This window comes from Shewanella avicenniae (assembly GCF_017354945.1).
Classification (GTDB): Bacteria; Pseudomonadota; Gammaproteobacteria; order Enterobacterales; family Shewanellaceae; genus Shewanella; species Shewanella avicenniae.
In genome coordinates this window covers 875,781-900,977 of the sequence record NZ_CP071503.1, presented here as the reverse complement: position 1 = coordinate 900,977, position 25,197 = coordinate 875,781, and the positions used below count along the sequence as shown (strand labels likewise).

22 protein-coding genes and 1 pseudogene are annotated in these 25,197 nt (G+C 49.9%); 11 read left to right on the top strand and 12 right to left on the bottom strand.

Translation table 11 applies throughout. From position 1 onward, the window contains the following. Positions 1 to 8: 8 nt before the first annotated feature. The 3 genes from JYB87_RS03895 to JYB87_RS03885 form a co-directional block, all read right to left on the bottom strand. Positions 9 to 1,061, bottom strand: a complete 1,053-nt coding sequence (locus JYB87_RS03895; protein ID WP_207355606.1) for a FecCD family ABC transporter permease — start codon at positions 1,059 to 1,061, stop codon at positions 9 to 11. Beyond that, on the bottom strand, positions 1,036 to 1,884 hold the full coding sequence (locus JYB87_RS03890; protein WP_207355605.1) for an ABC transporter ATP-binding protein: 849 nt from the start codon (positions 1,882 to 1,884) through the stop codon (positions 1,036 to 1,038). Before JYB87_RS03890 ends, JYB87_RS03895 begins: the two co-directional genes overlap by 26 nt. Positions 1,885 to 1,991: 107 nt before the next feature. Beyond that, positions 1,992 to 2,672 (bottom strand): histidine phosphatase family protein, encoded by a 681-nt coding sequence (locus JYB87_RS03885; RefSeq protein WP_207355604.1) that lies wholly within the window; start codon positions 2,670 to 2,672, stop codon positions 1,992 to 1,994. A 230-nt stretch (positions 2,673 to 2,902) separates the two neighbouring features. Here JYB87_RS03885 and metH point away from each other — a divergent pair, with 230 nt between their 5' ends. From metH to JYB87_RS18785, 4 genes and pseudogenes are all read left to right on the top strand, one after another. Next, complete coding sequence (gene metH / locus JYB87_RS03880) at positions 2,903 to 6,625, top strand: methionine synthase (protein ID WP_207355603.1); 3,723 nt, start codon at positions 2,903 to 2,905, stop codon at positions 6,623 to 6,625. A gap of 262 nt (positions 6,626 to 6,887) precedes the next feature. Further along, a pseudogene (locus JYB87_RS18640) lies at positions 6,888 to 7,286 on the top strand (ATP-dependent zinc protease family protein); the annotation flags it as partial. Between the two features lie 132 nt (positions 7,287 to 7,418). Then, positions 7,419 to 8,324 (top strand): 30S ribosomal protein S6--L-glutamate ligase, encoded by a 906-nt coding sequence (rimK, locus tag JYB87_RS18635; protein WP_228729986.1) that lies wholly within the window; start codon positions 7,419 to 7,421, stop codon positions 8,322 to 8,324. A 333-nt stretch (positions 8,325 to 8,657) separates the two neighbouring features. After that, entirely contained in the window at positions 8,658 to 8,789 is a 132-nt protein-coding gene (locus JYB87_RS18785; RefSeq protein WP_267459562.1) for a hypothetical protein, read from the top strand. Between the two features lie 34 nt (positions 8,790 to 8,823). Here JYB87_RS18785 and JYB87_RS03870 read toward each other — a convergent pair whose 3' ends face one another. From JYB87_RS03870 to ung, 3 genes are read right to left on the bottom strand one after another with little or no spacing between them, the layout of a single operon-like run. Continuing rightward, a complete protein-coding gene (locus JYB87_RS03870) occupies positions 8,824 to 9,552 on the bottom strand; it encodes a 16S rRNA pseudouridine(516) synthase (protein ID WP_207355601.1) in 729 nt (242 codons plus the stop codon). Positions 9,553 to 9,558: 6 nt separating this feature from the next. After that, positions 9,559 to 10,263 carry a dihydromonapterin reductase gene (gene folM, locus JYB87_RS03865; RefSeq protein ID WP_207355600.1) on the bottom strand — a complete coding sequence of 235 codons (705 nt, stop codon included), beginning with the start codon at positions 10,261 to 10,263 and terminating at the stop codon, positions 9,559 to 9,561. Positions 10,264 to 10,293: 30 nt separating this feature from the next. Then, positions 10,294 to 10,962: a uracil-DNA glycosylase gene (ung, locus tag JYB87_RS03860; RefSeq protein WP_207356585.1), complete on the bottom strand. Its 669-nt coding sequence runs from the start codon at positions 10,960 to 10,962 to the stop codon at positions 10,294 to 10,296. A gap of 150 nt (positions 10,963 to 11,112) precedes the next feature. On the opposite strand from ung, the gene JYB87_RS03855 reads away from it, so the two are divergent. Both JYB87_RS03855 and JYB87_RS03850 read left to right on the top strand, forming a co-directional pair. Continuing rightward, on the top strand, positions 11,113 to 11,502 hold the full coding sequence (locus JYB87_RS03855) for a tautomerase family protein (RefSeq protein ID WP_207355599.1): 390 nt from the start codon (positions 11,113 to 11,115) through the stop codon (positions 11,500 to 11,502). A 95-nt stretch (positions 11,503 to 11,597) separates the two neighbouring features. Continuing rightward, positions 11,598 to 11,924, top strand: a complete 327-nt coding sequence (locus JYB87_RS03850; protein WP_207355598.1) for a DUF3144 domain-containing protein — start codon at positions 11,598 to 11,600, stop codon at positions 11,922 to 11,924. Between the two features lie 89 nt (positions 11,925 to 12,013). Here JYB87_RS03850 and JYB87_RS03845 read toward each other — a convergent pair whose 3' ends face one another. Then, entirely contained in the window at positions 12,014 to 13,021 is a 1,008-nt protein-coding gene (locus tag JYB87_RS03845) for a zinc-binding alcohol dehydrogenase family protein (RefSeq protein WP_207355597.1), read from the bottom strand. A gap of 120 nt (positions 13,022 to 13,141) precedes the next feature. On the opposite strand from JYB87_RS03845, the gene JYB87_RS03840 reads away from it, so the two are divergent. Continuing rightward, positions 13,142 to 14,044, top strand: coding sequence for a LysR family transcriptional regulator (locus JYB87_RS03840; RefSeq protein ID WP_207355596.1), 903 nt, complete (start codon positions 13,142 to 13,144; stop codon positions 14,042 to 14,044). Here the strand turns inward: JYB87_RS03840 and JYB87_RS03835 are convergent. Beyond that, entirely contained in the window at positions 14,036 to 14,650 is a 615-nt protein-coding gene (locus tag JYB87_RS03835) for a LysE family translocator (protein WP_207355595.1), read from the bottom strand. The genes JYB87_RS03840 and JYB87_RS03835 overlap by 9 nt on opposite strands. A 143-nt stretch (positions 14,651 to 14,793) precedes the next feature. Beyond that, the gene (locus JYB87_RS03830) at positions 14,794 to 17,304 is read right to left on the bottom strand and encodes a TonB-dependent receptor plug domain-containing protein (protein WP_228729938.1); all 2,511 of its coding nucleotides are present in this window, start codon (positions 17,302 to 17,304) and stop codon (positions 14,794 to 14,796) included. Positions 17,305 to 17,773: 469 nt separating this feature from the next. On the opposite strand from JYB87_RS03830, the gene JYB87_RS03825 reads away from it, so the two are divergent. Next, positions 17,774 to 19,378, top strand: coding sequence for a long-chain-fatty-acid--CoA ligase (locus JYB87_RS03825; protein ID WP_207355594.1), 1,605 nt, complete (start codon positions 17,774 to 17,776; stop codon positions 19,376 to 19,378). Between the two features lie 42 nt (positions 19,379 to 19,420). Here the strand turns inward: JYB87_RS03825 and JYB87_RS03820 are convergent, their stop codons facing one another. Next, on the bottom strand, positions 19,421 to 19,936 hold the full coding sequence (locus JYB87_RS03820) for a cytochrome b/b6 domain-containing protein (protein ID WP_207355593.1): 516 nt from the start codon (positions 19,934 to 19,936) through the stop codon (positions 19,421 to 19,423). A 9-nt stretch (positions 19,937 to 19,945) separates the two neighbouring features. Next, positions 19,946 to 20,467 carry a menaquinone-dependent protoporphyrinogen IX dehydrogenase gene (gene hemG, locus JYB87_RS03815; protein ID WP_207355592.1) on the bottom strand — a complete coding sequence of 174 codons (522 nt, stop codon included), beginning with the start codon at positions 20,465 to 20,467 and terminating at the stop codon, positions 19,946 to 19,948. Between the two features lie 257 nt (positions 20,468 to 20,724). On the opposite strand from hemG, the gene JYB87_RS03810 reads away from it, so the two are divergent. Further along, entirely contained in the window at positions 20,725 to 21,567 is an 843-nt protein-coding gene (locus JYB87_RS03810; protein WP_207355591.1) for a TIGR03899 family protein, read from the top strand. A gap of 70 nt (positions 21,568 to 21,637) precedes the next feature. On the opposite strand, the gene cobA is transcribed toward JYB87_RS03810, so the two are convergent. Further along, on the bottom strand, positions 21,638 to 22,447 hold the full coding sequence (cobA, locus tag JYB87_RS03805; RefSeq protein ID WP_207355590.1) for a uroporphyrinogen-III C-methyltransferase: 810 nt from the start codon (positions 22,445 to 22,447) through the stop codon (positions 21,638 to 21,640). A 270-nt stretch (positions 22,448 to 22,717) separates the two neighbouring features. Here cobA and JYB87_RS03800 point away from each other — a divergent pair, with 270 nt between their 5' ends. Then, positions 22,718 to 23,641, top strand: coding sequence for a phospholipase A (locus tag JYB87_RS03800; RefSeq protein WP_207355589.1), 924 nt, complete (start codon positions 22,718 to 22,720; stop codon positions 23,639 to 23,641). Between the two features lie 12 nt (positions 23,642 to 23,653). After that, positions 23,654 to 25,099, top strand: coding sequence for a S41 family peptidase (locus JYB87_RS03795; protein WP_207355588.1), 1,446 nt, complete (start codon positions 23,654 to 23,656; stop codon positions 25,097 to 25,099). The last annotated feature ends 98 nt before the right edge of the window (positions 25,100 to 25,197 follow it).

Here is a 25,197-nt window from a genome sequence, read left to right as displayed (position 1 = left end):
TGATTGATCTAATGTCCGCGTTTTCTTAATACGAACAGAAAAAACACACTACCTACTGCCGAGGTCAATACGCCCACCGGCAGTTCCTGTGAAGGCATTACGCTTCTAGCGAGCACATCTACCCACACCATAAACAAGCCGCCTACTAAGGCCGTCAGCAATATCGGTTGCTGTCCGGGCAATAACAGACGTACCAAATGGGGCACCATCAACCCCACAAACCCAATGCCGCCACAATGTGCTACCAAAGTTGCGGTAATGAGCGAGCACAACAGCAACATTCCCAGCCGCATTTTCACTACCCTGACCCCCAGAGTGTGTGCAGTCTCATCGCCACTTAACATGGCAAGGATCTGTCGCTTTTGGCTCAACACTACGCCAAGTGCGAAGGTCACTACGCAGACCGGCCACCACAAGCTTTGCCAATCGGCTTGAGCAAAACTGCCCATGGTCCAAAACAGCAACGACTGTGACGCCAACGGCGTAGAGAAGTACAACAACAAGCTGGTAAATGCGCCGAACATAAATGACACCGCCACACCGGACAGCAACATACGTTCAACTTGACTCGTCATCCTTTGCCCCGCTGATGCCAGCACCAACAACACTGACAAACAGGCCCCCAGAAATGCCCCAGCGGGTAAAGATAAACTCGCCAATACGGTCCCACCTGCGAGGGTTATCGCACTGACTGCGCCAAAAGAGGCGCCCGCACTAATCCCAAACAGATACGGATCGGCCAGCGGATTGCGGGTTACGCTTTGCAGCACAAAGCCACTCAACGCAAGACCAGCACCCGCTGTAAATGCCAAAATGATACGAGGTAAACGCAGCTCCCAGATAATCTGCTCGCGAATGCTAGACACGTTTCCCATGTCGAACCAATGCTTACCCAGTACCTTCACAACATCAGTAACGCTAACATCTGCAGCACCAAAACTGGCGGCAAGTAATGGCGAAATAATCAATCCCAGTAACAACACACACCAACACCGAGTGCGGCGCTGTACCTGAGCTAATAATGGGTTGTCAGCGCTACTTGGCATCAATGACAACCTCATGATCCGCCTTACTGCGGTAGCCAGCCTCGTTACGATAACCACCTTCTTTCTGGTAGCCATAGTAATAGTGGATCAATGGCTTACCGATTTGTGGATGCGGCGTGACTTTGCAACACACCCCAAACACTTGCGATATGCGCTCTTCGGTCAACACCCCAGCTGCATCACCATGCGCGACACAGCGACCATCAGCCAACAGCAGCAGTTCATCACACAATGCCGATGCCAGATTCAAATCATGAATCGATGCGATAACCGTGATCCCGAGACTGCGAACCAGTTCGAGAATTTGGATTTGATAACGGATATCCAGATGGTTTGTCGGCTCATCCAAGATGAACAAAGAGGGTCGCTGCACTATCGCCCGGGCGATTAACGCTCGCTGTTTTTCTCCACCGGAAAGATGGCTAAAAGACGCATATGCTTTGTCGGCCAACCCAACCTGGCATAACGCTGCTTGAATAGCGTTATTATCCTCCTTGCCATCCCATTGGAAAAGGCCTTTGTAAGGGGTCAGACCGGTGGCCACGATTTGCTCAACAGTGCTGTTCATTTCTGTCGGAGTGTCTTGCAACACAACCGCTACCGTTTGCGCAAAGCTTTTACGACTTATGCTATTGATTTCTTTATTATTAAGCAGGATTCTACCGGCTTGCGGTTGGTGGTAGCGATAGAGGCAGCGCAGCAAACTGGACTTACCAGCGCCGTTTGGACCGATTAACCCCAGCATTTTGCCTGGCTCAAGTGCAAAACTGACGTCTTGCAAAATCTTTTTGCCATCAGCAGACCAGCTAAGGTTTTCTGCCCTAAGGGCAGCATTCATGCGCGACCTCCGCGTTGTCTGTTCATACGATCACTAAAGACTAACAGCTTAGGGACAACTGTCACTGTTCAGCCTTAAAAATTAAGCGGTTACGCTAGGTTTTAACATTAGAGGGGAAAGCTACTGGCAAAATTCCAATGCAAACGGCCTGAGCATTGCCATTGACCACCCACCTCAGAAGCAAACAAACTGATCTTGACCACCGAACCGTAAGGCAGGTCAAAGGCATTAAACAGCCCAGCTGCAGGCAGTTCACCGGGGCAAATCACATCACTCATCAAGGAGCGAATCACGCCGCCGTGGGTCACCAGTAACGCGTTATCTTTATCGGACTTGAGCAGCTGTTGCTGTAACTCTTTCCAGCCAGTCACGACTCGCTGATGAAAATCACGCACCGGCTCACCGCCTGGCGGAGTGATATCCAACGGCGCTTGCCAAAATTCAATCAGCTTATCGCTATGCAGCGCTTCGAGTTCAGCAAATGGCACTCCGTCCCAGTCGCCAAAATCCAGTTCAGACAGCCAAGGGGCAACCTGCAGTGAACGTTCAAAAAACTCCGGCATATCATCAACTAAGGCATCAGCAAAATCACAACAGCGGCGCAGCGGTGAGGTCAATAAAGATAAGCGCGCGCCATCGATATCGTCCGAAATCAAGCGCCACGCATCCCACATCTGCTCTTCACCTTCCGCGCTCAACGGCACGTCGGTTTTACCGCGCAACATCTCACCACCTTCACAGTGGCCATGGCGCATCAAAAAGATTGTCAGTTTGCGGGTGCGGGTCATGCTAAATCCTTTACTATCACGCGAGCTATTGCGGCCAATTTCACCTTGCCGCAGTAACATTGAATCCGTATTATGGACGTCTATACGTATAAATGTCCAAAACTACTGAGTAGTAATCAAGCCTGCAGCGCATCTAAGATGCCATAATGTCGGTGTATACCGAATGTGATCTAGATCATACAGCAAACGCAGGCATTTGTGTCCATGGCATGAAGAAAAGGTTTTTAACGATGGCAACTTGCAAAACCCCGTCAGCGCCGATTCAACAGCAGCTCGAATCAGCCCTTTCACAGCGCATCCTGATTATTGATGGCGCGATGGGTACCATGATCCAAGGCTATAAACTGGAAGAAGCTGACTACCGTGGCGAGCGCTTTAAGGATTGGCACTGCGATGTAAAAGGTAACAATGACTTACTGGTGTTAACTCAGCCAGAGATCATTAAGACCATTCACCGCCAATACCTTGAAGCCGGTGCCGATATCATCGAAACCAACAGCTTCAACGCCACCACGGTTGCCATGGCCGATTACGACATGCAGGAGCTGGTGACTGAGATTAACGTCGAAGCCGCGAGGCTTGCCCGCCAAGCCGCCGATGAAGTGGCCGCAGCCACCGGTATACCACGCTATGTTGCGGGGGTGCTTGGTCCGACCAACCGTACCTGCTCGATTAGCCCTGATGTTAATGACCCAGGTTTTCGTAATATCCACTTTGATGAGTTAGTGACTGCTTACACCCAAGCCACTGAAGCGCTGATCAACGGCGGCGCAGATATCATTATGGTGGAAACCATCTTTGATACCCTCAACGCTAAAGCGGCGCTGTTCGCCATCGATGCAGTGTTTGAAAAGCTCGGCCAAAGGCTGCCGGTGATGATTTCCGGCACCATTACCGATGCCTCTGGCCGTACTCTGACAGGTCAAACCACCGAAGCCTTCTATAATTCGCTGCGCCACATCAAGCCGCTCTCCTTTGGTTTGAACTGCGCCTTAGGGCCAAAAGAGCTGCGCCCCTATGTGGAAGAATTGGCGCGCATCAGCGAAACCTTTGTCTCGGCGCACCCGAACGCGGGCCTACCAAACGAATTTGGTGGCTACGATGAAACGCCGGAGGAGATGGCCGAGGTTATCGGTCAATGGGCCAAAGAAGGTCTACTCAACTTGGTTGGCGGCTGCTGCGGCACCACGCCAGCACATATTAAAGCGATTCGTGAAGCGGTGGAGCAGTATCAGCCGCGCGCTCTGCCAGAACTTCCGGTCGCCAGCCGCTTATCCGGTTTGGAACCACTCACTATCGACAGCAACTCGCTGTTTATTAACGTCGGCGAACGTACCAACGTGACCGGCTCGGCCCGTTTTCTACGGCTCATCAAAGAAGGCGATTATGAAACCGCGCTTGATGTCGCCCGCGAGCAGGTAGAAAGCGGCGCGCAGATCATCGACATCAACATGGATGAAGGCATGCTCGATGGCGTGGAAGTGATGACCCGCTTCCTCTACCTTATCGCCTCTGAGCCCGATATCTGCAAAGTGCCGATCATGATCGACTCTTCCAAATGGGAAGTGATTGAAGCTGGCCTCAAATGTATTCAAGGCAAAGGCATTGTTAACTCGATTTCGCTCAAAGAGGGCGAAGCCAAATTTATCGAGCAAGCCACCTTAGTGAAACGCTACGGCGCAGCAGCAATCATCATGGCGTTTGATGAAACCGGCCAAGCAGATACCCGTGCCCGCAAGACCGAGATCTGTACTCGCGCCTATCGCATTCTGGTCGATCAAGTCGGCTTTCCGCCGGAAGACATCATCTTCGACCCGAACATTTTCGCTGTCGCCACCGGTATCGACGAGCACGACAACTACGCCGTCGATTTCATCGAAGCCATCAAAGATATTAAAGCCACGCTGCCGCACGCGATGATTTCCGGTGGCGTGTCGAACGTGTCGTTCTCGTTCCGTGGCAACAATCCGGTGCGTGAAGCGATCCACGCGGTGTTCCTCTATCACGCGATTAAAGCGGGAATGGACATGGGCATTGTTAACGCCGGTCAGTTGGCGATTTACGATGACATCGACCCGCCATTAAAAGAGCGCGTAGAAGCGGTAGTGCTCAACCTGCCCTGCCCGGTAGCGGATTCCAGCAACACCGAACAGTTATTGGAGATTGCTGAAAACTATCGCGGCAACGGTGCAGGCGCAGCCAAACCTGAAGAGCAAGAGTGGCGTCACTGGCCGGTGAACAAGCGCCTCGAACACGCGCTGGTCAAAGGCATTACCGAATTTATCGACGAAGACACTGAAGAAGCGCGCCAAGCCGCCACCCGGCCACTGGATGTGATTGAAGGGCCGTTGATGGACGGCATGAACGTGGTCGGCGATCTGTTCGGCGAAGGCAAGATGTTCCTGCCGCAAGTGGTAAAATCCGCCCGCGTGATGAAAAAAGCGGTGGCCTACCTTAACCCGTTTATTGAAGCGGAAAAAGTCGAAGGCCAAAGCAACGGTAAAGTACTGATGGTGACCGTGAAAGGTGACGTGCACGATATCGGCAAAAACATTGTCGGCGTGGTACTGGCCTGTAACGGCTACGAGGTGATCGATCTCGGCGTGATGGTGCCGGTAGAAAAGATCGTCGAAACCGCCCGCAAAGAAAAAGTCGACATCATCGGCATGTCCGGGCTTATTACCCCAAGCCTTGATGAGATGGTGCACAACGTTAAAACCTTTGAGCGTGAAGGCCTGACCATTCCAGCGATTATCGGTGGCGCAACCTGCTCAAAAATCCATACCGCCGTGAAGATTGCCCCGCACTATCCACATGGTGCGATCTATATTGCCGACGCATCGCGCGCGGTGCCGATGGTGAGCAAACTCATCAACGACGACACTCGCCAAGCGACTATCGATGCCACTTACCAAGAATATGCGGTGATGCGTGAAAAACGCCTGTCGCAGACCAAACGTAAGCAGATCGCCAGTCTCGAAGCGGCGCGGGAAAACCGTGTGACCCACGATTGGGTAGCGAATCCGCCGATCAAACCGAAGCAGCTCGGCATTCAAGTGTTTGATGATTATCCGCTGACGGACTTAGTTGATCGTATCGACTGGACACCGTTCTTCCGCGCCTGGGAACTGCACGGCCACTATCCTGAGATTTTGGAAGACAAGATCGTGGGTGAAGAAGCGCAGAAAGTATTCGCCGACGGCAAAGCGATGCTGCAAAAAATCATCGACGAAAAATGGCTCACCGCCAAAGCAGTCATCGGCTTGTTCCCGGCCAACAGCGTCAACTATGATGACATCGAACTCTACACCGATGACAGCCGCAGCGAGGTGTTGATGACCACCCACCATCTGCGGATGCAGATTGAACGGGTCGGCAACCACAACTTCTGTTTGTCGGACTTTGTTGCGCCAAAAGAAACCGGCGTTTCCGATTACATGGGCGGCTTTGCAGTGACCGCTGGCCACGGCATTGATGCCCATCTTGAGCGTTTTGAAGCAGCACACGACGACTACAGTGCCATCATGCTCAAGTGTTTGGCGGATCGTTTGGCAGAAGCCTTTGCTGAGCGGATGCACGAACGGGTGCGTAAAGAGTTTTGGGGTTATGCCGCCGATGAGAACTTGGATAACGAAGCGCTGATCCGCGAGAAATACAAAGGCATTCGTCCTGCACCTGGCTACCCAGCTTGCCCAGATCACACCGAAAAAGGCTTGCTGTGGGACTTGCTGAAACCGAACGAGTGCATCGATCTCAATATCACCGAGAGCTTTGCGATGTACCCGACCGCAGCAGTGTCTGGTTGGTACTTTGCCCATCCGCAATCGCGCTACTTTGGTATAACCAATATTGGCCGCGATCAGGTAGAAGATTATGCCCGCCGTAAAGGCATGAGCATTGTTGAAACCGAGAAATGGCTCGCCCCCGTGCTGGATTACGATCCTGAGCAATAGTCGGCCAGCGCTCGCAGCCCACATCCCCGTTCAAAAGGCACTTACACGTGCCTTTTGTTTTTTTACGCGCGCTCAATGGCGGCACACCGGCAAACAGCCGCATCGAATTCTGTTGCCGGCCACACTCTCTCGAAATTTGTGCAGCGAAGATGAATTTTTGATGGCGGCGCCATAAATCGCTTTGCCAAGTAAAGGTTTTCGGCTATAAAGCACGCCAATCGGCGACTATGCTTGTAGTAGCCAGCATTTTGATTTCTTCAGGATGTTCCATCCTCACTATTCAGAGCATTTACAAAACATGAAACAGAGCATTGAGCCGAAAATTGTGATCGGCAGCGATGAGTGGTGCGCGTTTCCCTCGCTTAACATTCCTGCCATTAAGGCACGCGTGGATTCCGGCGCAAAAACCTCATCTTTGCACGCCATCAATATTCAGCCGTTCTCCCGTAATGGCGAAGCATGGGTCTCGTTTGAGGTACACCCCATTCAAGACAACCGCAAAGTTACGGTTCATTGCGAAGCAAAAGTGATCGATCAACGCATCATCAAGAGCTCTAGCGGCGACCGCGAAAAGCGCTTAGTGATCCGTGTGCCATTGGCAATGGGTGAACAACTGTGGGATGTGGAAGTCACCCTCACCAACCGTGACAGCATGGGTTATCGCATGCTGCTCGGGCGTGAAGCGATGCATGGTCGCACCTTGGTCGATCCCGCAGGGCACTGCCTGTTGGGTGAGCGCTTGTCAGATCAATTGGCAACCCTTTACCGCGCGCCAGAGATCCGCACCACAGGGCTGAAAATTGGCTTACTGGCCAGCAACCCAAACCTTTACAGCAACCGCCGTATTATTGAAGCAGCGGAAAGCCGTGGCCATGAAATTCAGTTTTTTAATATCAAAAACTGCTACATGAAACTCGATGCGACCCGCCCAGAGATCCACTATCGCGGCGGCTTAGTGCTCAATGAGTTGGACGCGGTGATCCCGCGCATTCGTCCCAGCATGACCTTTTATGCCTGTACCCTACTGCGCCAGTTTGAATCTTTGGGTATCTACTGTTTAAACAGCTCAACCGCCATTGCCCAGTCACGCGATAAGTTGCGCGCCCTGCAATTGCTGCTGGATAACGGCCTAGATATTCCCACCACTGGTTTTGCTAATTCACCACTAGATACTGGCGATTTGATTAATATGGTGGGTGGCGCACCGCTGATCATCAAGTTACTGGAAGGTACTCAGGGTAAAGGCGTGGTTCTGGCAGAAACCCGCAAGGCCGCAGAGAGCGTGATCAACGCGTTCAAAAGCCTCAACGCCAACATTCTGGTGCAGGAATTTATTAAAGAATCGAGCGGCAAAGATCTGCGCTGCTTTGTGGTAGATGGCAAAGTGGTGGCATCAATTCAACGCGTTGCCGCTCCGGGCGAGTTCCGCGCTAACATCCACCAAGGTGGCCGTGCAGAACTAATCAAAATCACCCCTGAAGAACGCCGCATTGCCATTAAGGCCGCCAAAGCGATGGATCTTAAAGTCGCCGGGGTCGATTTAATTCGCTCCAATAAAGGGCCATTGCTGCTTGAGGTCAATTCATCGCCGGGTCTTGAAGGCATTGAAACCGCTACCAATGAAGATATCGCTTCTAAGATGATTATCGCGATTGAAAAGCAACTTGCAGGCAAGAAAAAGGCCGAAACTTCATCATAATTTACAATTGCTTGGCTAAATTGAGTCGATCATCAATGTTCAAATTGGCAGTGGATGTTACGCTGCCAACGCTATCGTTAGCATTGACTATCAACGAGAGTTAGCCGAGGTAAGCAACAATGAAGTTTTAATATCGGCTTTGTTTCCTATATCGGTTGAACTAGCGCGGTAGCGGTTGGTTAGGCTTTCAAAGTTCACAACCAAACATCTATCCCTCTTCTGGATGTAAAGATGTAGTGAAAAGGTTGATCTATGGTGTCGGATAGGTCAGTGTTGTTGCATGTTTTTTATGCACAAATGAATAAGTTACCAACACACGACAAAGGATTTAGTATGTACATCGAATGGTTTAGTTGGGGTTCACCGGTAGGTATCGGCATATTTCTCGCCTGTATTGGGCTGTTCTTTTGGGGATTGTTTTCAGGTCTCGCCAAACTGAATCAAGCCAAAAACGCAGCAAAGTAATGACCGATAGCCAACCCTAGACCAATAGCCAAACCTAGTTTGGCTCGCTATTTTCTGCAACAGAAGCAATTTCTTCCGCCGTTAATGGACGACATTGCCCCAGTGCTAAACCGTCATCCAGCACGATTTGCCCCACTTGATAACGATGCAGCGCTACGACTGGGTTACGAAAACGGCCAAACATCCGCTTGATCTGATGGTACTTCCCTTCAGTGAGTATCACATCCGCCACATAATCCGAGATGATATTCAATTGCGCTGGCGCTGTGGTAATCCCTTCATAATCAAAGTAAAAACCTTGGGCAAAGGCCGCCACATACGCCTCTGTTAGCGGATTCTGCAAGGTCACGCGGTAGTGTTTGTACTTATTAGCAGAGGGCTGCGAAATCGCCTCACTCCAGCGCGCATCGTTAGTCAGTAACAACAAGCCGGTGGTCTGTTTATCTAACCGGCCGGCAATATGGAGCTGCTGCGTTTGAGCCTCATCAGGCAGTAAACTCAGCACCGTTTGATGCGCTGCATCCGTAGTGGCACTGACTACACCGGCGGGTTTATGCAACATCCAATAGGCTGGCGTTAACGCTTGCAGCAGTTGCCCTTGGCATTCAATTCGAGTGAATTCATTGATGATGCGATCGACAGCGCTGCACGCTTGCCCGTCCAGCAGCACCTCACCTTGGCGAATTAACAGCTGCGCTTGCTTGGCGGGAATTTGCAATCGACTCGCCAGAAACCGGTCGATACGGCCTCGTTTACTGTTCATAACGGCTCATTTTAAGGCGCGACCACCATCAAGATGCAGCGATTGCCCGGTCATATAACCACTGGCAAACAGATAGCGCACGGCTTCGATAAACTCCTGCTCCCCGCCCTCTTTCGGCAGCAAGGCTTTACTGAGGGTTTTGTCGCGATAGTCAGCATCATCCAGTTCATTAAACAGCATTAACGCCGGGGCGATGCTGTTCACTTTCACTTGCGGCGCTAATTTGGCAGCAAACGATTGGGTAAGATTTTCCAGCGCGGCTTTGCTGGCCGCATAAGCCAGATGCTTGGCACTGCCTTTTTGCGCCACATAATCGGTGACATGAATGATATCGCTGCTGGCTGTTGCGCCCTGTTGTAACAAGGGCGCTAGTGCGAGATTCAGCAGATAAGGCACCCGCGCATGAATCCCCAGCATGGCGTCAAATACTTCCGCTGGCGCGGCCGATTTTTCCGACAGCCAATCAGACGCATTGTGCACTATGGCGCGCAGAGTTTTATGTTGTTGAGTAATGTCACTGATCAATTGATTGAGCGCCGCATCATCCAGCAGATCGAGTTGGTATAGGCTTGCGCCTTTTTCACGCAAGCCTTGCAGCGAAGGATAGTCACTGCGGTAGGTACCTATCACCTTGTAACCGTCATCCAACAAGGCGTGCGCCAGTGCCAAACCTAAGCGCTTGCCCACACCGGTAATCAATACTGTGGCCATGCTCAGCTCCTTATTTCAGCGTAGGAAAACTCAAGCCAGTTGTGGCTGCCAGTCGATTGGCGCTTGATTCCACGCCATCAGTTGGCGATTAATTTCAGAAAAATGCTGACAGCCAAAAAAGCCGCGATACGCCGACAATGGCGATGGGTGCGGACCGCTGATAATACGGTGACGCGTGCCATCTAAACGCTTACCTTTCTTCTGCGCATGGCCGCCCCACAACACAAAGATTTTAGGTGAAGGATGGGCATTTAGCAGCTCAATCACATGATCAGTAAAAGTTTCCCAGCCGGCTTTCGCATGCGAATTGGCTTGCCCTTGTTCGACCGTCAGCACCGTGTTGAGCATCAATATGCCCTGCTTGGCCCAGCTTTCTAAAAAGCCATGCTCAGGGATTTGAAACCCCGCAATATCGGTCGCTAACTCTTTATACATATTCGCTAACGAGGGCGGCGCCTTAATGCCGGGCTTAACTGAAAAACACAGACCATGCGCTTGATTTGGGCCGTGATACGGATCTTGACCAAGCAACACCACACGCACTTGATCGAGCGGCGTTAACTCAAAGGCGCGAAACACCTCATCTTCAGGCGGATAAATCGCCTTGCCACTGGCGCGTTCATTAGCGACGAAAGCGCTGAGTTGTTGGTAGTAAGCTTGCTTCTGCTCTGCGGCAATAAAGTCGGCCCATTGTTGCATGATGTTTTTTTGTCCAAGCATTCATTCAGTTAGCCGTAGCTTAGAGATGCAAAGCTTTTGATACAAGTCCCAAGATTCATCGCTGCAGCGCGTGCATCTCACGAATGTGAGCCGTACAATGCATTTTTAAGTGAAGCAAGGAATATTAAGATGCCGTTGTTAGTGTTTGATGTGGTGGAAGGACAAAACGTCAGTGATCTACGCACGATGCTCGATTGCGCCCATCAAGTTGTACTGGAAGTCTTTAAGGTGCCGGCACGGGATCGCTACCAAATCGTCAATGAACATAAAGCGGGTTTGATGGTGATTGAAGACACCGGCCTTGGCTTTGAACGTTCACGCCAAATGACGGTGCTGCGTGTTTTCACCAGCCCGCGCCCACAAGAGCAAAAACATCTGTTTATGCAGCGTCTTGCGGCGGAACTCGCGCAACAATGTGGCATTCGAGGTGAAGATCTGATGATCTCATTCTTTACCAATGAACGTGAAGATTGGAGCTTTGGCATGGGCGAAGCGCAGTACGCCACAGGTAAGCTTTAACACACATCAGCTGACGCTAAAATATCTGCTGAGAACTGCCACAGATTGCAGTAGAATTGCTCGATTTTTTACATTCACCATAAGAGAGCGGACCGATGACAGACGCCAATAAAGCCACCACGATTTTTGAACTGGCCGATCAATTTATTGCGCTGGCGAATGAATTAAGCCAAGCGGAACAAGATGTAGGTAAAGTGGGCACCGCACTGCGCTTTGCTGCAGCGCGATATAATGCATTTGAAGCTGCCATCAAATCTTCTGATTTGGCTAACGAAAAAGACAGCGCATTAGACTGGTTTTCTAACGAATACCGTGAAATGCTGCAGGATAATCTGGAAGACCATATTGCTAATCCGCCTGCTCCCGCTGCGACTGATGCAGCACCAGAAGCAGACAACAGCGTGCAACATTTTCAACCATAAATGCCTACCACACGCGCATAAAAAAAGGGGCTAATCGCCCCTTTTTGCTTGTTGGAATTTATATAAAGAGTAAAGCAGTTACGGTCTGCTTAAAAACCGTTTAACACAATCTTTCCGCGCGCTTGATGGGACTCAAGCAAGTGATGCGCTTTGAGAATATTGGCCGCATTGATGGTACCAAATTGCTCTGCCACGGTAGTACGGATCTGCCCCTCATCGACCAATTTCGCTGTGGCAGCTAAAATCTCATGCTGGCGCTGCATATCTTCGGTGGCGAACATCGAGCGGGTGTACATGAATTCCCAATGCAGCGACAAACTTTTGCGCTTCAGCAGTTTGATATCAAACATTTGTGGGTCATCAATTAACGCCAGTTTGCCTTGCGGTTTTAACGCATCCACAATCCGCGCTATATGCTCATCGGTATTGTTTAACGACGCCACATAGTTAACGCCATCAATCCCAAGTACCTGCAGTTGCGGCGTGAAATCCTGATGATGGTCAATCACATGGTCAGCACCCAATTCGAGCAACCACTGTTTCGAGGCTTCACGTCCAGCGGTCGCAATCACGGTAATCTTGCTCAGTTTTTTCGCCAACTGCACCAGAATCGAGCCAACGCCACCCGCAGCGCCGACCACAAGGATGCTTTTCGCCGATTCATCGTCGCTCAGCTGCAACCGATCAAACAACAACTCCCACGCAGTCAAGGTAGTCAGCGGCAGTGCAGCAGCTTCTGCGTCAGATAAACTGGTTGGCGCTGCAGCCGCAATACGCTCATCGACCAATTGATATTCCGCATTGCTGCCTGGGCGGGTTAAGTCACCGGCATACCACACTCTATCGCCCACACTAAACAAGCTAACCTCGCTACCAACCGCCGTCACGGTGCCGACCGCGTCCCAACCGAGCACTTTATAGCTTCCAGCCTCAGCACTGGCATTGGTGCGGATTTTGGTATCCACGGGGTTTACAGAAATGGCACTGACTTTTACCAGAATATCGTGCGTAGCAGGGCTGGGAGTGGGTAACTCAATATCCACCAGACTGTTGGCCGCCCCTAACGCATGAGCCTGTTGGTAACCGATAGCTTTCATCGTTCCGAACTCAGGTTGCAAAATATGCTGTTAATGTAGCGAGCTTTTTAGGCTTGAAAAACCACTAAAATTAAATAATAGTTTCAAATATTTTTTGAAAATAGCCAACTAAAGACACCTATGCTCAAAGGACTACAAGATTTGCAGATACTGTTGGAAACTGCACGTCAAGGCAGTTTATCGAACGTCGCACGTTCAATGGATATGACCCCCGCAGCAATCAGCGCCGCCATCAAACGTGTGGAACAGCAGTTGGGAACAGCGCTGTTTGTTCGCTCAACGCGCAACTTGCGTTTGACCCCGCAAGGTGAGCTGTATTTGCAGCAATGCGAACAAGCGTTGGCCACCCTCGAAGCGGCTGAAGCCCGACTGCATTCACAGCAAACCCATCTGCAAGGGCAACTGCATTTATCGCTCCCCTCAGACTTAGGCCGACATCTGTTTATGCAACTGCTGGATGAATTCTTGCAGCTTTATCCGAAGGTGAATCTCAAACTGCAAATCAGCGATCATCTCAGTAATCTTTATCGGCAACCGTTAGATCTGTTGATCCGCTATGGTGTACCGCCAGATTCGAATCTGATTTCGCTGCCATTAGTGGCGGACAACCGACGGGTGTTGTGTGCCTCACCTGAGTATATTGCGCGTCACGGTGCGCCGACCTCGCCACAGACGCTAAGCCAGCACAATTGCCTGTGCTTTATGCTGGCCGACAGACTGCATAACCGTTGGCAATTTAGCCGCGATGGCGAGGTGTTGAGTGTCGAGGTAAGTGGCGACAGAAGTGCCGATGATGGCGAGATGGTACACCGCTGGGCCTTAGCAGGCGTGGGGATTGCCTATAAATCACTACTCGATGTGGCGGCAGATATTACCGCTGGACGATTGGTTGCCCTGTGCGACCAATGGCAAGGTGAACTGGCGCCGCTCAATCTGCTAGTGCCTGATAGACGCCAGTTGTCGCCACTGATCAAGACCTTGCGCCAGTTTTTATTGCAACGTCTAGGGCAAGCGTCAGAGTGAGACCACCACTCGCACCGCAAGCAGCAATAAGACGCCACCAGTCAATTTGTCGATAAGCGAGGCTTTGTCGCGCAACTTATCCAGCACCTTAGGCTGCGACAACATAATGGCAATGATGGTGTACCACAAACCATCAACAATCAGTGGCGTCAGCACAATCAAACTCTTGCCGCCGCTGTGTTGTGCCGCGAGCACGAATTGGCTAAATAACGCAGTAAAAAACAACATAATCTTGGGGTTCAGCACCGACATCGCAATGCCATCACGAGCTGCCACCCACAGCGATGCAGGCGCTCCACCACTGAGTTTTTGCTGCATACCGCCTTGAGCCGTCAACGCCTTCCAGCCCATCCAAGCTAAGTAGAGCGCGCCGGCAATCGCGATGGTTTTAAACACCAGCGGATAGTGTTCCATCAGTGCCGCTAATCCGAGTAAGGTGATCAGCGCATATACACCGATGCCGAATGCATGCGCCCACGCACAGACAATACCTCGACTACGACCACCACCCAAGGTATGTCGCACCACCATTGCAAGGCTTGGTCCCGGCGACATCGCACCGAGGGCACAAATTGCCAATAATCCCAGCCACATGCTCCAACTCATGCTCTTTCCTTTGTTGTTAGTTCATTCAAGCGTTTTAAGCACTATAACGTAAAGCCATTCACGCTTTGAATAGCCGATTCAGCCGGATAAATAAAAAAGGGCAATAGACTGAGTCTATTGCCCAACAACCACGTCAAGGATGGTTAAAATTTGTAGTTAATACGGCCGTAGTAGTAACCGCCGTTAAAGCCGTATGGCGATGTTACTGGGTACTTAGCACCCGCGATACCGCCCCATGGGTTGTCATCTGGGTAAGTATCAAACAGGTTTTGCGCACCCACAGAGATGCTCCATGAATCGTCAAACTCATAACCCAGTTCAGCATCGACTGTGAACGCACTTGATACGTCAATTGGCAGATCGCCATCTGAATCCAAGTGGTTTTCCCAGTATGCGCCATAGTAGTTCACACGTACCATTGAACGCAGATTGGCTGTCACTTCTTGGGTCCAAGTCAGTGAGCCTTTGTGGTGTGGAATCGCTTCTTCCAACGCTTTCACTTTGGCATCGCTGATGTTATCAGGGTTGAAGTCATCAACAGTGGTTTCAGTCCAGTTGTAAGCCAACGAGAAGTTGCTACCGTCTAACCAATCAGGTGCATAGCTCATCACTAAGTCGATACCTTGAGTGGTAGTATCAAAGTCGTTAGTGAAGTAACGCACCGCTGAATAGCTGCTCGCATCCAGAATACCTTGTGCAATCAAGGCTTCTTTGTCAGCTTCGCTCAGCTGCAATGCAGACGTTTGCGAAATACGGTCTTTCAACTTGATGTTGAAGTAGTCAAGGGTCAGGAAGAAGTCGTTAACATTCAACACACCGCCGACAGACAAGTTAACCGAAGTTTCAGGATCAAGCGGCTTACCACCTTTTTGTACTGAAATTGGGTTAGTAGGCGGCAGAGTTGCTTGGTCTTGCAATCCGTTAGGACCAAACGAGGTCGATACGTTACGAACGTTGTTTTGACCTACGGTTGGCGCACGGAAACCCGTGCTGGCAGCACCACGCAGTGAGAAATATTCGTTCACAGTCCAGATGGCTGACAGTTTACCGTTGGTGGTAGAACCGAAGTCATCATAGTCTTCGAAACGTACCGCAGCGGTTACCAACAGGTCTTGAGAAACTTCTTTCTCAACGTCTACGTAAACTGCGTAGTTTTCACGGCTCCAGCTACCCGCATCTTCTGGTTTGAAGCCAGGGAAGCCGTTTGAACCGATACCAAAGCCTTGAGAAGCCAATGGGCCAATTTCAAATGAGGCTTGGTCACCGTTGTAGATTTCAAATGTTTCACGACGGAATTCAACGCCCATGGCGATGTTCCATGTTTCGATACCAAAGTAATCAAAATCCACGTTCACGCCGTGCTCAGTTTCCACATAACGACCAGGATCAAAGTCGTTTGGTGAATCTGGGCCTAATGAGGCGTTGACTGTGTTTTTGATATAGAAATCAGAGTCGTTGTTACCGTAAGAGAAGGCAGCATCGTAGCTCCAATCCGTTGACAGCTCACCTTTCAAGCCCACAACGAATGACGAGTCTTTTACCACACCACCGAAGCGTGGTGTAAAGCCGCCTGGGAACATTTCAGTAAATGAGTAGCACACATCTGATGCGGCAGCTTCTGCGATGCTCATGCCTTCACAGCCGCCTGACATATCGCCAGTCAAATCGCCGATCAGCGGGGTAACACCACCGTCATTGCTGTAAACGCCACTGCGGTTTTCAGGGTTACGATAGTAGAATCCACCTTCTACATCACGACGCGCCCAGTTACCAAACAGATACAGTTTGTTGTGCTCGTTCAGGTCTAAACCTGAGTTGAAGAAGAATTTGAAGTCGCCTTTAGTTTCTGGCGTACCCCAAACTTGCGCGGGTGTTGGCACATCTAAATTGCCGCCATCGATCAGCCCTTGTGCATCATCACGTTGCACGCTGCGGCTGGTGTCGCCTTGGGCTTTGTATTCCACACTCAGGTTCGCAAAGCCAGCGTCAGTCAAAGCAAAGCCAACGTTCGCAGCGATCTGGCCCATGCCACCATCGCCTTCGTAAAATTGACCGCCGCGCAGTTCAACTTCACCGCCTTCAGCCGCATCTTTCAATTGGAAGTTGATCACCCCAGCAATAGCGTCTGAACCGTATTGTGCCGCTGCGCCATCGCGCAACACTTCTACTTGTTTCAGGGCAATTGCTGGAATAACCGAAATATCTGGACCTTGAGCACCGTCAGATACACCACCGCCTTGGAAGGCGATTACTGATGCACGATGACGACGCTTGCCGTTAACCAAAACCAGCGTGTGGTCAGGCGCTAAGCCACGCATGTTAGCAGGACGTACTAAGGTTGCTGCGTCACTGATAGGTTGCGCGTTAACGTTGTAAGACGGCACTACTTTGCCCATCAGATCGTTCATATCTGTGGCGCCGTTCTTGGTGAACTCTTCATTGCCGATGATGTCGACCGGTACAGGTGACTCACCTACTGAACGTGGTGCTGCGCGTGAACCGACGACCGCGATACGTTCAACGCTTGATGTTGCCACTGTGCTGCTTGCTGCCGCATCTTCCTCAGCTAAAACAGGGGCAGCCAAGGCCATAGAAACAGCCAAACTGATGCTGCTCATCATCCATGCATTCGTGTTCTTATGTTGTTTCTTCATTCTCTGTGTCTCGCTATGTTTTTATTGTTGTGCAAGGTCATTACTGCTGACTCTCTTGCCCCACCTCGTCTTTACGGTGATCAAAATCACACCAAAATCCAATAATGGCAACATAAAAATAACATCAACCCAAAATAATCAAAACACCTAATAATGAATATTTAATAATTAGACTAAAATTTATTGTTATATTTAATAACTACTAAGTTCCACAACCTAATAGTCATTAATTCTCCAATAGATTAGAAAATACACATTTTTAACAATTGCTACAAAATGCCGTTTGTTAACTTTATTTAACTGCTTTCTAATATACATAACGACAGAAATGATTAACGTAATGCGGATTCATCAGCCAAAAGTTCGATGCTAAATTCTTAAAAAAACTCTATTCTCTGTAAATGGAGCGCATTGTTTTGGCTCAATCAGTGACGTAAATTTAACGCAACTTGAGTAGTCCAGTATTCTTATGACAACACCGCCATTACAGCAGTCAGCCACCCCAAAATCTCCGGCAACATCGCTGGCACAGTTGATTGAACTAGTGTGTTTTCGATTTGCTGACAACACCGCGTTTAGTTGTCGTGGCGTCAAGCTGTCATTCAATCAATTGGAGCAAGATTCGCGAGCGTTTGCGGCGTGGCTACAGCACAACTCGCCACTCAAGCCGGGAGATAGAATCGCACTGCAACTGCCCAACTGTCTGCAATACATCATCTGTGGCTTTGGCGCTTTGCGTGCTGGGCTGGTGTTAGTCAATACCAACCCGCAATACACAGAAAGTGAATTAGTGGCGCAGTTTAATGATGCCGAAGTACAGGCCTTGGTGGTGATCTCGGATCTGTTGCCTACGTTAGCCAAGGTGAGTAAAAGCACACCGCTTACCACCATTATCTCTACCCACCTAAATGACCTGCTGAAGCCTGTGCCACAGCCTCGAACCGCTTTAAAGAATGTTGAATTTAATCAAGTGATTGCTGCGGGCAGAGCGTTAACATTTACGGCGCCCGTCATTGAAAGTGATGCCTTGGCATTATTGCAATACACTGGCGGCACTACAGGTGTTAACAAAGGGGCAATGCTTAGCCATCGCAATCTATTGGCCAATATGACGCAGTGTTATGAGCGTTTGCAGCGCTATATTCAAGACGGTGAAGAACAGCTGCTATCGCCGCTGCCGATCTACCATGTCTACTCATTTATGGTGCACTTGCTTTACTTCGCACATGGTGCCAGCGCAACCTTGTTGCCTATCGCTCGCAGTTTAGATGAGATGATAGAAGCTTGGACGCAGCGTCCGGCCACCACCTTCGCTGGTATTAGCGGCCTGTTTAGCTTGCTGTGTCATCATCCCAAGTTTCAAGAGTTGGATTTTAGTCGCTTAAAACTGACCATCGCGGGCGCAACCAGTTTGACTGAGGTTGCCGCCAAGCAATGGTACAAATGTACCGGCTGCGCCATCAGCCAAGGCTACGGCCTGACGGAAACTTCCCCCGTCGTCAGTATCAATCTCTACGGTGAACAATTGCCGCTAAGTGTCGGCACACCGTTAGCAGAGACCGAAATTCGTATTGTGGATGACAACGACCAGCCAGTAGCCAACGGCGCAGCGGGTGAGTTGTTAGTAAAAGGGCCACAGTTGATGCAAGGTTACTGGCGACAAGCGGAAGAAAATGAAGCGGCATTCACTGAAGATGGTTATTTCCGTACCGGGGATATTGTCCGAGCAGATGACGCGGGTAATCTTGTTATTGTCGATCGCAAGAAAGAGATCATTATTGTCTCAGGCGTGAACGTCTACCCGACTGAGGTTGAAGCTGTGTTGAACAGCCATCCCGAGGTCGTTCAAGCGGCTGTATTTGGTGTGCCGCACGAACGCACTGGTGAGCAAGTGCAAGCCCGTATTGTGCTGGCACCACAGACTCGCAATATTCATGAAATTGAAGCAGCATTGCAGCAGCTGTGTGAAGAGCAACTCGCGCCCTATAAAATCCCCAAAGTGCTGCAATTTGATACCGAATTGCCGCTAAATAATGTGGGTAAAATTATGCGGCGGCAGTTGTCTGGTAATTGAGTGTGTACTTGGTTAGCTCATTGGCAGGTAGCTAATTGCTGTCTAATCACGAATCATATCAATCAGATGGCTCAGCGCACACACCACATGCACAATCATCAGCCCGATAAACCAATGAGCCGCCGAATGATGCCATAAACGCCAACTTGCGGCATCAGCACTGCCTTGGGTGACAAACCACATTGCGCCAGTAATCCCCGTCGTCACCAGAGACAATACGGTGATGCCTTCAATTAAACTGAACAGCCCAGCGCCCCCCGCAGAAGGGATTTTGCCTTTGCAAAGGCCTTTGATGTCAGCAACAATCGGCCGCCACTGCAACACTAACCACGGAAAATACAAGCGCCAACGGCCATGCACGCAGAGTTTACCGAGAAACAACACCCCCAAAACCGCCGCCAGTAAGCCCAACCAAACATGGGATAAATCCCAAAACCCTGCGGTGGGCGGAATGCTACGCAGCAGCATCAGGTTGGAACTGCCAATCAGCAAAAACGCACACAGCAACATCAATAGCAGATGTAGCGACTGCAGTAATAAATCAACCAGCCGTTTCATGATGCGCTCCTACGCTGCCGCAAACTGCTCAGTAAATGCCTGCACTTTTTGCCAATCAGTGAACTCAACACAGGTATTTGGATCGGTTGGGCCTTTGGTGATCCACATGATAAAGCGAATGATGTTACGGTCCATGGCGCCATAACCTTGATAATTCAAGTTACCGCCAAACACCGCCATCAATTTGGGTTTCCAGCCAGATTTTTCTAAAAAGGCCTGCATGTAAGGATTGGTTTCGGGCGTGTTTTTCGCCGGTTTACGCGCTACCAAACTCACCGAAAAGAAGCCGCTAATTTTGGCATCGAGCTCGGCTTGATGTTCGCGAATAAAATCATACACATTAGATCTGTGCTTGCCATGGCGAATACTGGCACCAATCAACACTTTATCGAATGACGCCAACGCTGGCGCTTCAGTAATGGCAGCCATCGTCACTTGCTCACCATGCTGACGCAATTGCTCGGCAATAGTGTTGCAGATTTTCAGTGTCTGTCCGTGGACGGTGGAGTATAAAATCAGTGTGTTAGTCACTTTAACCCCTGAGTGTTCAAAATGTTAGCGAATGGTATGGTAGGAGTATCATGCCACAAATTACATGAAACAGATCACGGGCATTGTCGACAATCGCGACCAATCCCCTGAATTTCAGTGCAGTTCACAAAATGCTAAATAAACACTCCAGTACAAAAAACGGCACAATCACGCGCCGCTCTAATGCATGATTAGGCTAGACAACTGGCTAAATTCATTGCATAAAAAAGCGACATTCAGGATGAGAAGCGCAACCTATGAGCGATAACGGCAAAACCTTGGAACATACCGCCCAAGTGCAGAACCATACGGAGATGTCCGCCCGCAAAAAGGTATTAAGGCTAGGAAGATTATTGGGGTTGGCTTCAGAAGCGGAGTATTTACCTGCCAACGCCAGCGTGCTCGAACGGGCCGAGATGCGCCTACGTAAGCAGCTAGAGCAATACCAACGCAATCTAGAAAATATCTACGCCATGACCTTGAGTTACACACCATCAGATGTCGCCGGGGTAGATTTAGATGCAGATTGGACCCATCAGTTTTTTTCGATGGCAGAACAGATCCACAATCATACGATGCAAGATCTGTGGGCTCGGATACTCGCCAGTGAAATTGTGCAACCGGGAAACTTCAGCCTGCGCACCTTGGAAACCTTAACCAAACTTACCTTAAAAGAATCACATATTCTGGAAAAGGCACTGGGAATGGCGGTTAAAATCAACCAAGAATCACGGCTCAAGCTGATCAGTGGCTATCGAGTATCGGGGGGATTAGGCCACTATTTTCGCAAGCAGAACCATGTGAATTTAGGCTTATCCAATTTTGGTTTGCCCTATTCAAATCTGCTGACCTTAGTGGACGCAGGCTTACTGCATCGCGGTGAATTTGAGACCGGATTATTGGCAGCCCAAACGCCGCTAGAACTGCATTTTCCACACAACACAGTTACAGTTAAACCTAAGTCTGGATATTTACTGTTTAACTACTACCGCTTAAGTCCGGTCGGTGAAGAGTTAGCCGCGCTAGTCACGCCTAAGATTGATGATGCTTATCTCAGCGCAATGCGTGCGATGTTTGCCAAAGACTTTACGATCAGTTGAAGCAAAGCCTGTTAAACCAAAGCCAACAGAACAAAAGCCAGTTAAATCCAAGCCCAACTGGCGGAGTACCTTAGTTTTCTTGCAGTTGTGCTAACGGTGCGGCACTTAACTGTTGTTCAAACCAATTTAGCTCTGCCGACAGAGATACCACCTCGCCGATGATAATCAACGCAGGCATTTGCAGCTCTGGCGTTTGCGCCAGTTCAGCAAGAGTGCCCAAGGTGCCAATAAAACTGCGCTGTTGCGAGGTACTGGCTTTGGCGATGATCGCGACTGGTGTATTGGCACTGCGCCCCGCCGCCAGCAAACCTTGCTGAATCGTCGCCGCATTGATAATGCCCATATACACCACTAGGGTGTTATCGGCTTGCGCATAGTAATGCCAATCCACTGGCTCACCGTTCTTTTGGCAATGTCCGGTGATAAAGGTTACTGAGCGGACAAAATCACGATGGGTCAATGGAATACCAGCATAGGCAGAAGCACCAGATGCCGCAGTAATACCGGGCACCACTTCAAATTCGATATTGGCTGCCACTAATGCCTGCAGTTCTTCGCCACCACGGCCAAAAATAAACGGATCACCGCCTTTGAGCCGTATGACCCGTGACCGGGTAAACGCTTTGGTGACCAGCAACTGATTAATTTCTGCCTGCGCAGCACTGTGTTTGCCAGCACGCTTACCGACCTTAATCTTCTCCGCACTCGCAGGGATTAAGGCGAGAATCTCGTCGCTCACCAAGGCGTCATATAACACCACATCGGCCGTTTTTAGCAGTCGCCACGCTTTGACTGTCAGCAGATCCGCATCGCCTGGGCCAGAACCCAGTAGATACACCTTACCTTTTACCTGATTGTCTGACAGATGCAGCAACGCCATACCAAAATCTCCCCATGAGCAGAGACTGCACTATAGCGACGGATTTAAGCATTTATAAATATAAATTAATTAGTTTTTATAACTATAAACGATAAGGCAAACACAAGCTGTAGATAGGTTCATCAGTACCAAGCGTTTGCACGGCAGACACTGACACGGAAGATTAGGCATTGAACAGCGGATATGTCATGATTTCTGCGGCAATCTTATCCGCCTATCGAATCAAGCAACTAAATTCAAGTGATTGACTAAAAAGGGAGTTACTAGTTTATGCACTGCAGATTTACGGCATTTATCGCCGCAGCCTTATCAAGCTATTGTTTCGTTAGCCCATGCCTAGCCGCTGCTGAACAAACAGCACAGCCCGCCAAACAACCTTCACTATTGGAAAAGCGGGTCGAGGATGAACTTAAGGCCAGTGACAACCCCTTTGTGCTTACCCCACATAAAGTGAATTATTTTCTGCCCGCGACCTACAGCACTTCCGTCAATGAAGCGCCATTTGCCACTGAGATGGCACAAGATGGTTATTCGCTCGATCACACCGAAGCTAAATTCCAAATCAGCTTTAAGTTTCCGCTGGCTTACAATGTGTTTGGCGACAATGGCCACCTGTTTTTCGCCTATACCAACCAATCTTGGTGGCAGGTGTACAACAAAGATATCTCGTCACCATTTCGCGAGACAAACCATGAACCCGAGTTTTTTATGGTGTTCAATAATGATTGGCAAATTGGTGACTTTACCAATTCGCTGTGGGGTTTTGGGGTAGTCCATCAATCCAATGGCCGCTCTGGCACGCTGTCGCGCAGCTGGAACCGCATCTACGGCAACATGATTTTTGACAGCGGTCCATTGGCCTTTTCTGTTAAAGCCTGGTGGCGTATTCCCGAAAGTGAAAAAGAGGACATCTACGACAGCAGTGGTGACGATAACCCAGACATCAACCGCTACATGGGCAATCTTGAGCTAACCGCACTGTATGGTCTCGATCGCCACCGCTTTAGTGTGATGCTGCGCAATAACCTGCGCAGTGAAAATCGCGGTGCATTGCAACTGACGTGGAGTTATCCGATATTGGGGAATTTACGCCTGTATGCACAATACTTTAATGGCTATGGCGAAAGCCTCATCGACTACAATGTGCACACACAACGTATCGGCCTTGGCTTTGCATTAAACGATTTATTATAGGGTGAGAGATAGGTGTTCACGGGCGGCTTTCGAGTCATTCTCTATCTGTTTTGGATTGCGCTGCTGGTCAGCGCACTTCAGCTTGCCCGCTTTGCCATTGAAGACCCAACCCAACGCGATATTTTGACCAACACCCAGTTGCAGCAGGATCTCGCTCGGCTACAACTCGAACTCGAACGTTACAGTGCGTTTACTGTATTGCGGCCGCAATTAAAGCTCACGATTGCTCAAGCGATGTCAGCGTTAGTACAGCGCTACCCAACCCAGCTCACTCGGCAGCAATTTAGCCTTGAAGTCGCCAAGCTCCTTGCTCTGCTCGACGATCCTGGTGCAACTATTTTCCCGTGGCCACGAGAGTCGCAACTGCCGCTTAGCCTTAAACCTATGGGACAACGCTGGCTGGCACTCAACGACCAATCACAACCATTTGATCGTGAACATCCGTTTGTCAGCCATATTGATGGCATTCCGATTCAGCGTTGGCAACACACTGCAACACAACTGCTCGCCGTCGGCGCGGAACGACCGCAACGCTTAGCCAATCTGATGGCTCAAACCGTCTTGTTGCGGCAGATAATGGGGCTTGCGGCTCACGATACCGTGCGACTGACCCTTACCAATGATGAGATTGCCCCCGTTTCAGTCAATATGCCGCTGGTAGAGGTACCGCAGAGCAGCAGCTTTGCGATGAATCGCTGGCGGCTATTAGCAGCGAATGTACAATTGCTGCGAAATGATGATTTAGACTCATTTGCGGTTAACAAACAACTTCGGCTCGATCTACAAAAAGCACTGAATGCCGAGATTTTAGTACTGGATCTGCGTCAAGCTGATGGCAGTAACAGCAGCTTGTTACGGCTGTTGGCAGCACGTTATGAAAACCCGAGTAGCCAGCCATCGGGCTTTGGCCGTTATAAACGCCAACCGCAATTGCGTAATGATTTTTTAAGCCCGTTTGGCTACCAACCTTTGGCACGCTTTAGTTTATTTCCTACAGTAAAAAGCCAACTGATGCAGAATCAACACAGTGAACTCAGCGAATGGTTTGCGCGGCAACCGCTAGTGAATAGTGAGCAACTCAATGAAGGTAACAATCAAACAACCGAGCCGCAGCAGCTGATACTACTGATTGGGCCACAATGTCGCCACGAGTGTGAATGGCTGGTCCATACAGCGGCTTCTTGGCCTCATACCTTACTGTTGGGCAGCAAAACCTTAGGTGATTTTGGCCGACAACTGCAGTTTCGCCTGCCCGCCAGCGGTCTTAATGTGCAATTCAGCGCCTCGCTGGCTTATGATCGTCACGGCAATCTATTGTCAGGTATTGGCACTAAGCCCGACATTGAAATTCAAAGTGATGGACGAGTGGACTGGTCGCAACTGCTGAGCGCCTTGCAGCACTATCGCGCACATAACCAACGGCTAGACATAGGACAAAACCATCTAGCACTTAAATGAAGAATCCCGGACTCGCATATGCTATCCGGGATAGGAGAAGAAGCTTTGACGCTGCGCTAACAAGTCAATCAAAGCGTGCAGTCACTGCTCAACAGAGC

Excerpts from the sequence above, each read along its gene's own strand:
- JYB87_RS18785 (WP_267459562.1), top strand. The coding sequence starts at position 8,658 with ATGTACATCGAATGGTTTAGTTGGGGTTCACCGGTAGGTATCGGCATA.
- JYB87_RS03870 (WP_207355601.1), bottom strand. The coding sequence starts at position 9,552 with ATGAACAGTAAACGAGGCCGTATCGACCGGTTTCTGGCGAGTCGATTG.
- folM (WP_207355600.1), bottom strand. The coding sequence starts at position 10,263 with ATGGCCACAGTATTGATTACCGGTGTGGGCAAGCGCTTAGGTTTGGCA.
- metH (WP_207355603.1), top strand. The coding sequence starts at position 2,903 with ATGGCAACTTGCAAAACCCCGTCAGCGCCGATTCAACAGCAGCTCGAA.
- JYB87_RS03850 (WP_207355598.1), top strand. The coding sequence starts at position 11,598 with ATGACAGACGCCAATAAAGCCACCACGATTTTTGAACTGGCCGATCAA.
- cobA (WP_207355590.1), bottom strand. The coding sequence starts at position 22,447 with ATGGCGTTGCTGCATCTGTCAGACAATCAGGTAAAAGGTAAGGTGTAT.
- JYB87_RS03835 (WP_207355595.1), bottom strand. The coding sequence starts at position 14,650 with ATGAGTTGGAGCATGTGGCTGGGATTATTGGCAATTTGTGCCCTCGGT.
- JYB87_RS03890 (WP_207355605.1), bottom strand. The coding sequence starts at position 1,884 with ATGAATGCTGCCCTTAGGGCAGAAAACCTTAGCTGGTCTGCTGATGGC.
- JYB87_RS03895 (WP_207355606.1), bottom strand. The coding sequence starts at position 1,061 with ATGAGGTTGTCATTGATGCCAAGTAGCGCTGACAACCCATTATTAGCT.
- JYB87_RS03830 (WP_228729938.1), bottom strand. The coding sequence starts at position 17,304 with ATGAAGAAACAACATAAGAACACGAATGCATGGATGATGAGCAGCATC.
- JYB87_RS03800 (WP_207355589.1), top strand. The coding sequence starts at position 22,718 with ATGCACTGCAGATTTACGGCATTTATCGCCGCAGCCTTATCAAGCTAT.
- JYB87_RS03855 (WP_207355599.1), top strand. The coding sequence starts at position 11,113 with ATGCCGTTGTTAGTGTTTGATGTGGTGGAAGGACAAAACGTCAGTGAT.
- JYB87_RS03845 (WP_207355597.1), bottom strand. The coding sequence starts at position 13,021 with ATGAAAGCTATCGGTTACCAACAGGCTCATGCGTTAGGGGCGGCCAAC.
- JYB87_RS03810 (WP_207355591.1), top strand. The coding sequence starts at position 20,725 with ATGAGCGATAACGGCAAAACCTTGGAACATACCGCCCAAGTGCAGAAC.
- JYB87_RS03885 (WP_207355604.1), bottom strand. The coding sequence starts at position 2,672 with ATGACCCGCACCCGCAAACTGACAATCTTTTTGATGCGCCATGGCCAC.
- ung (WP_207356585.1), bottom strand. The coding sequence starts at position 10,962 with ATGCAACAATGGGCCGACTTTATTGCCGCAGAGCAGAAGCAAGCTTAC.
- JYB87_RS03840 (WP_207355596.1), top strand. The coding sequence starts at position 13,142 with ATGCTCAAAGGACTACAAGATTTGCAGATACTGTTGGAAACTGCACGT.
- JYB87_RS03825 (WP_207355594.1), top strand. The coding sequence starts at position 17,774 with ATGACAACACCGCCATTACAGCAGTCAGCCACCCCAAAATCTCCGGCA.
- JYB87_RS03820 (WP_207355593.1), bottom strand. The coding sequence starts at position 19,936 with ATGAAACGGCTGGTTGATTTATTACTGCAGTCGCTACATCTGCTATTG.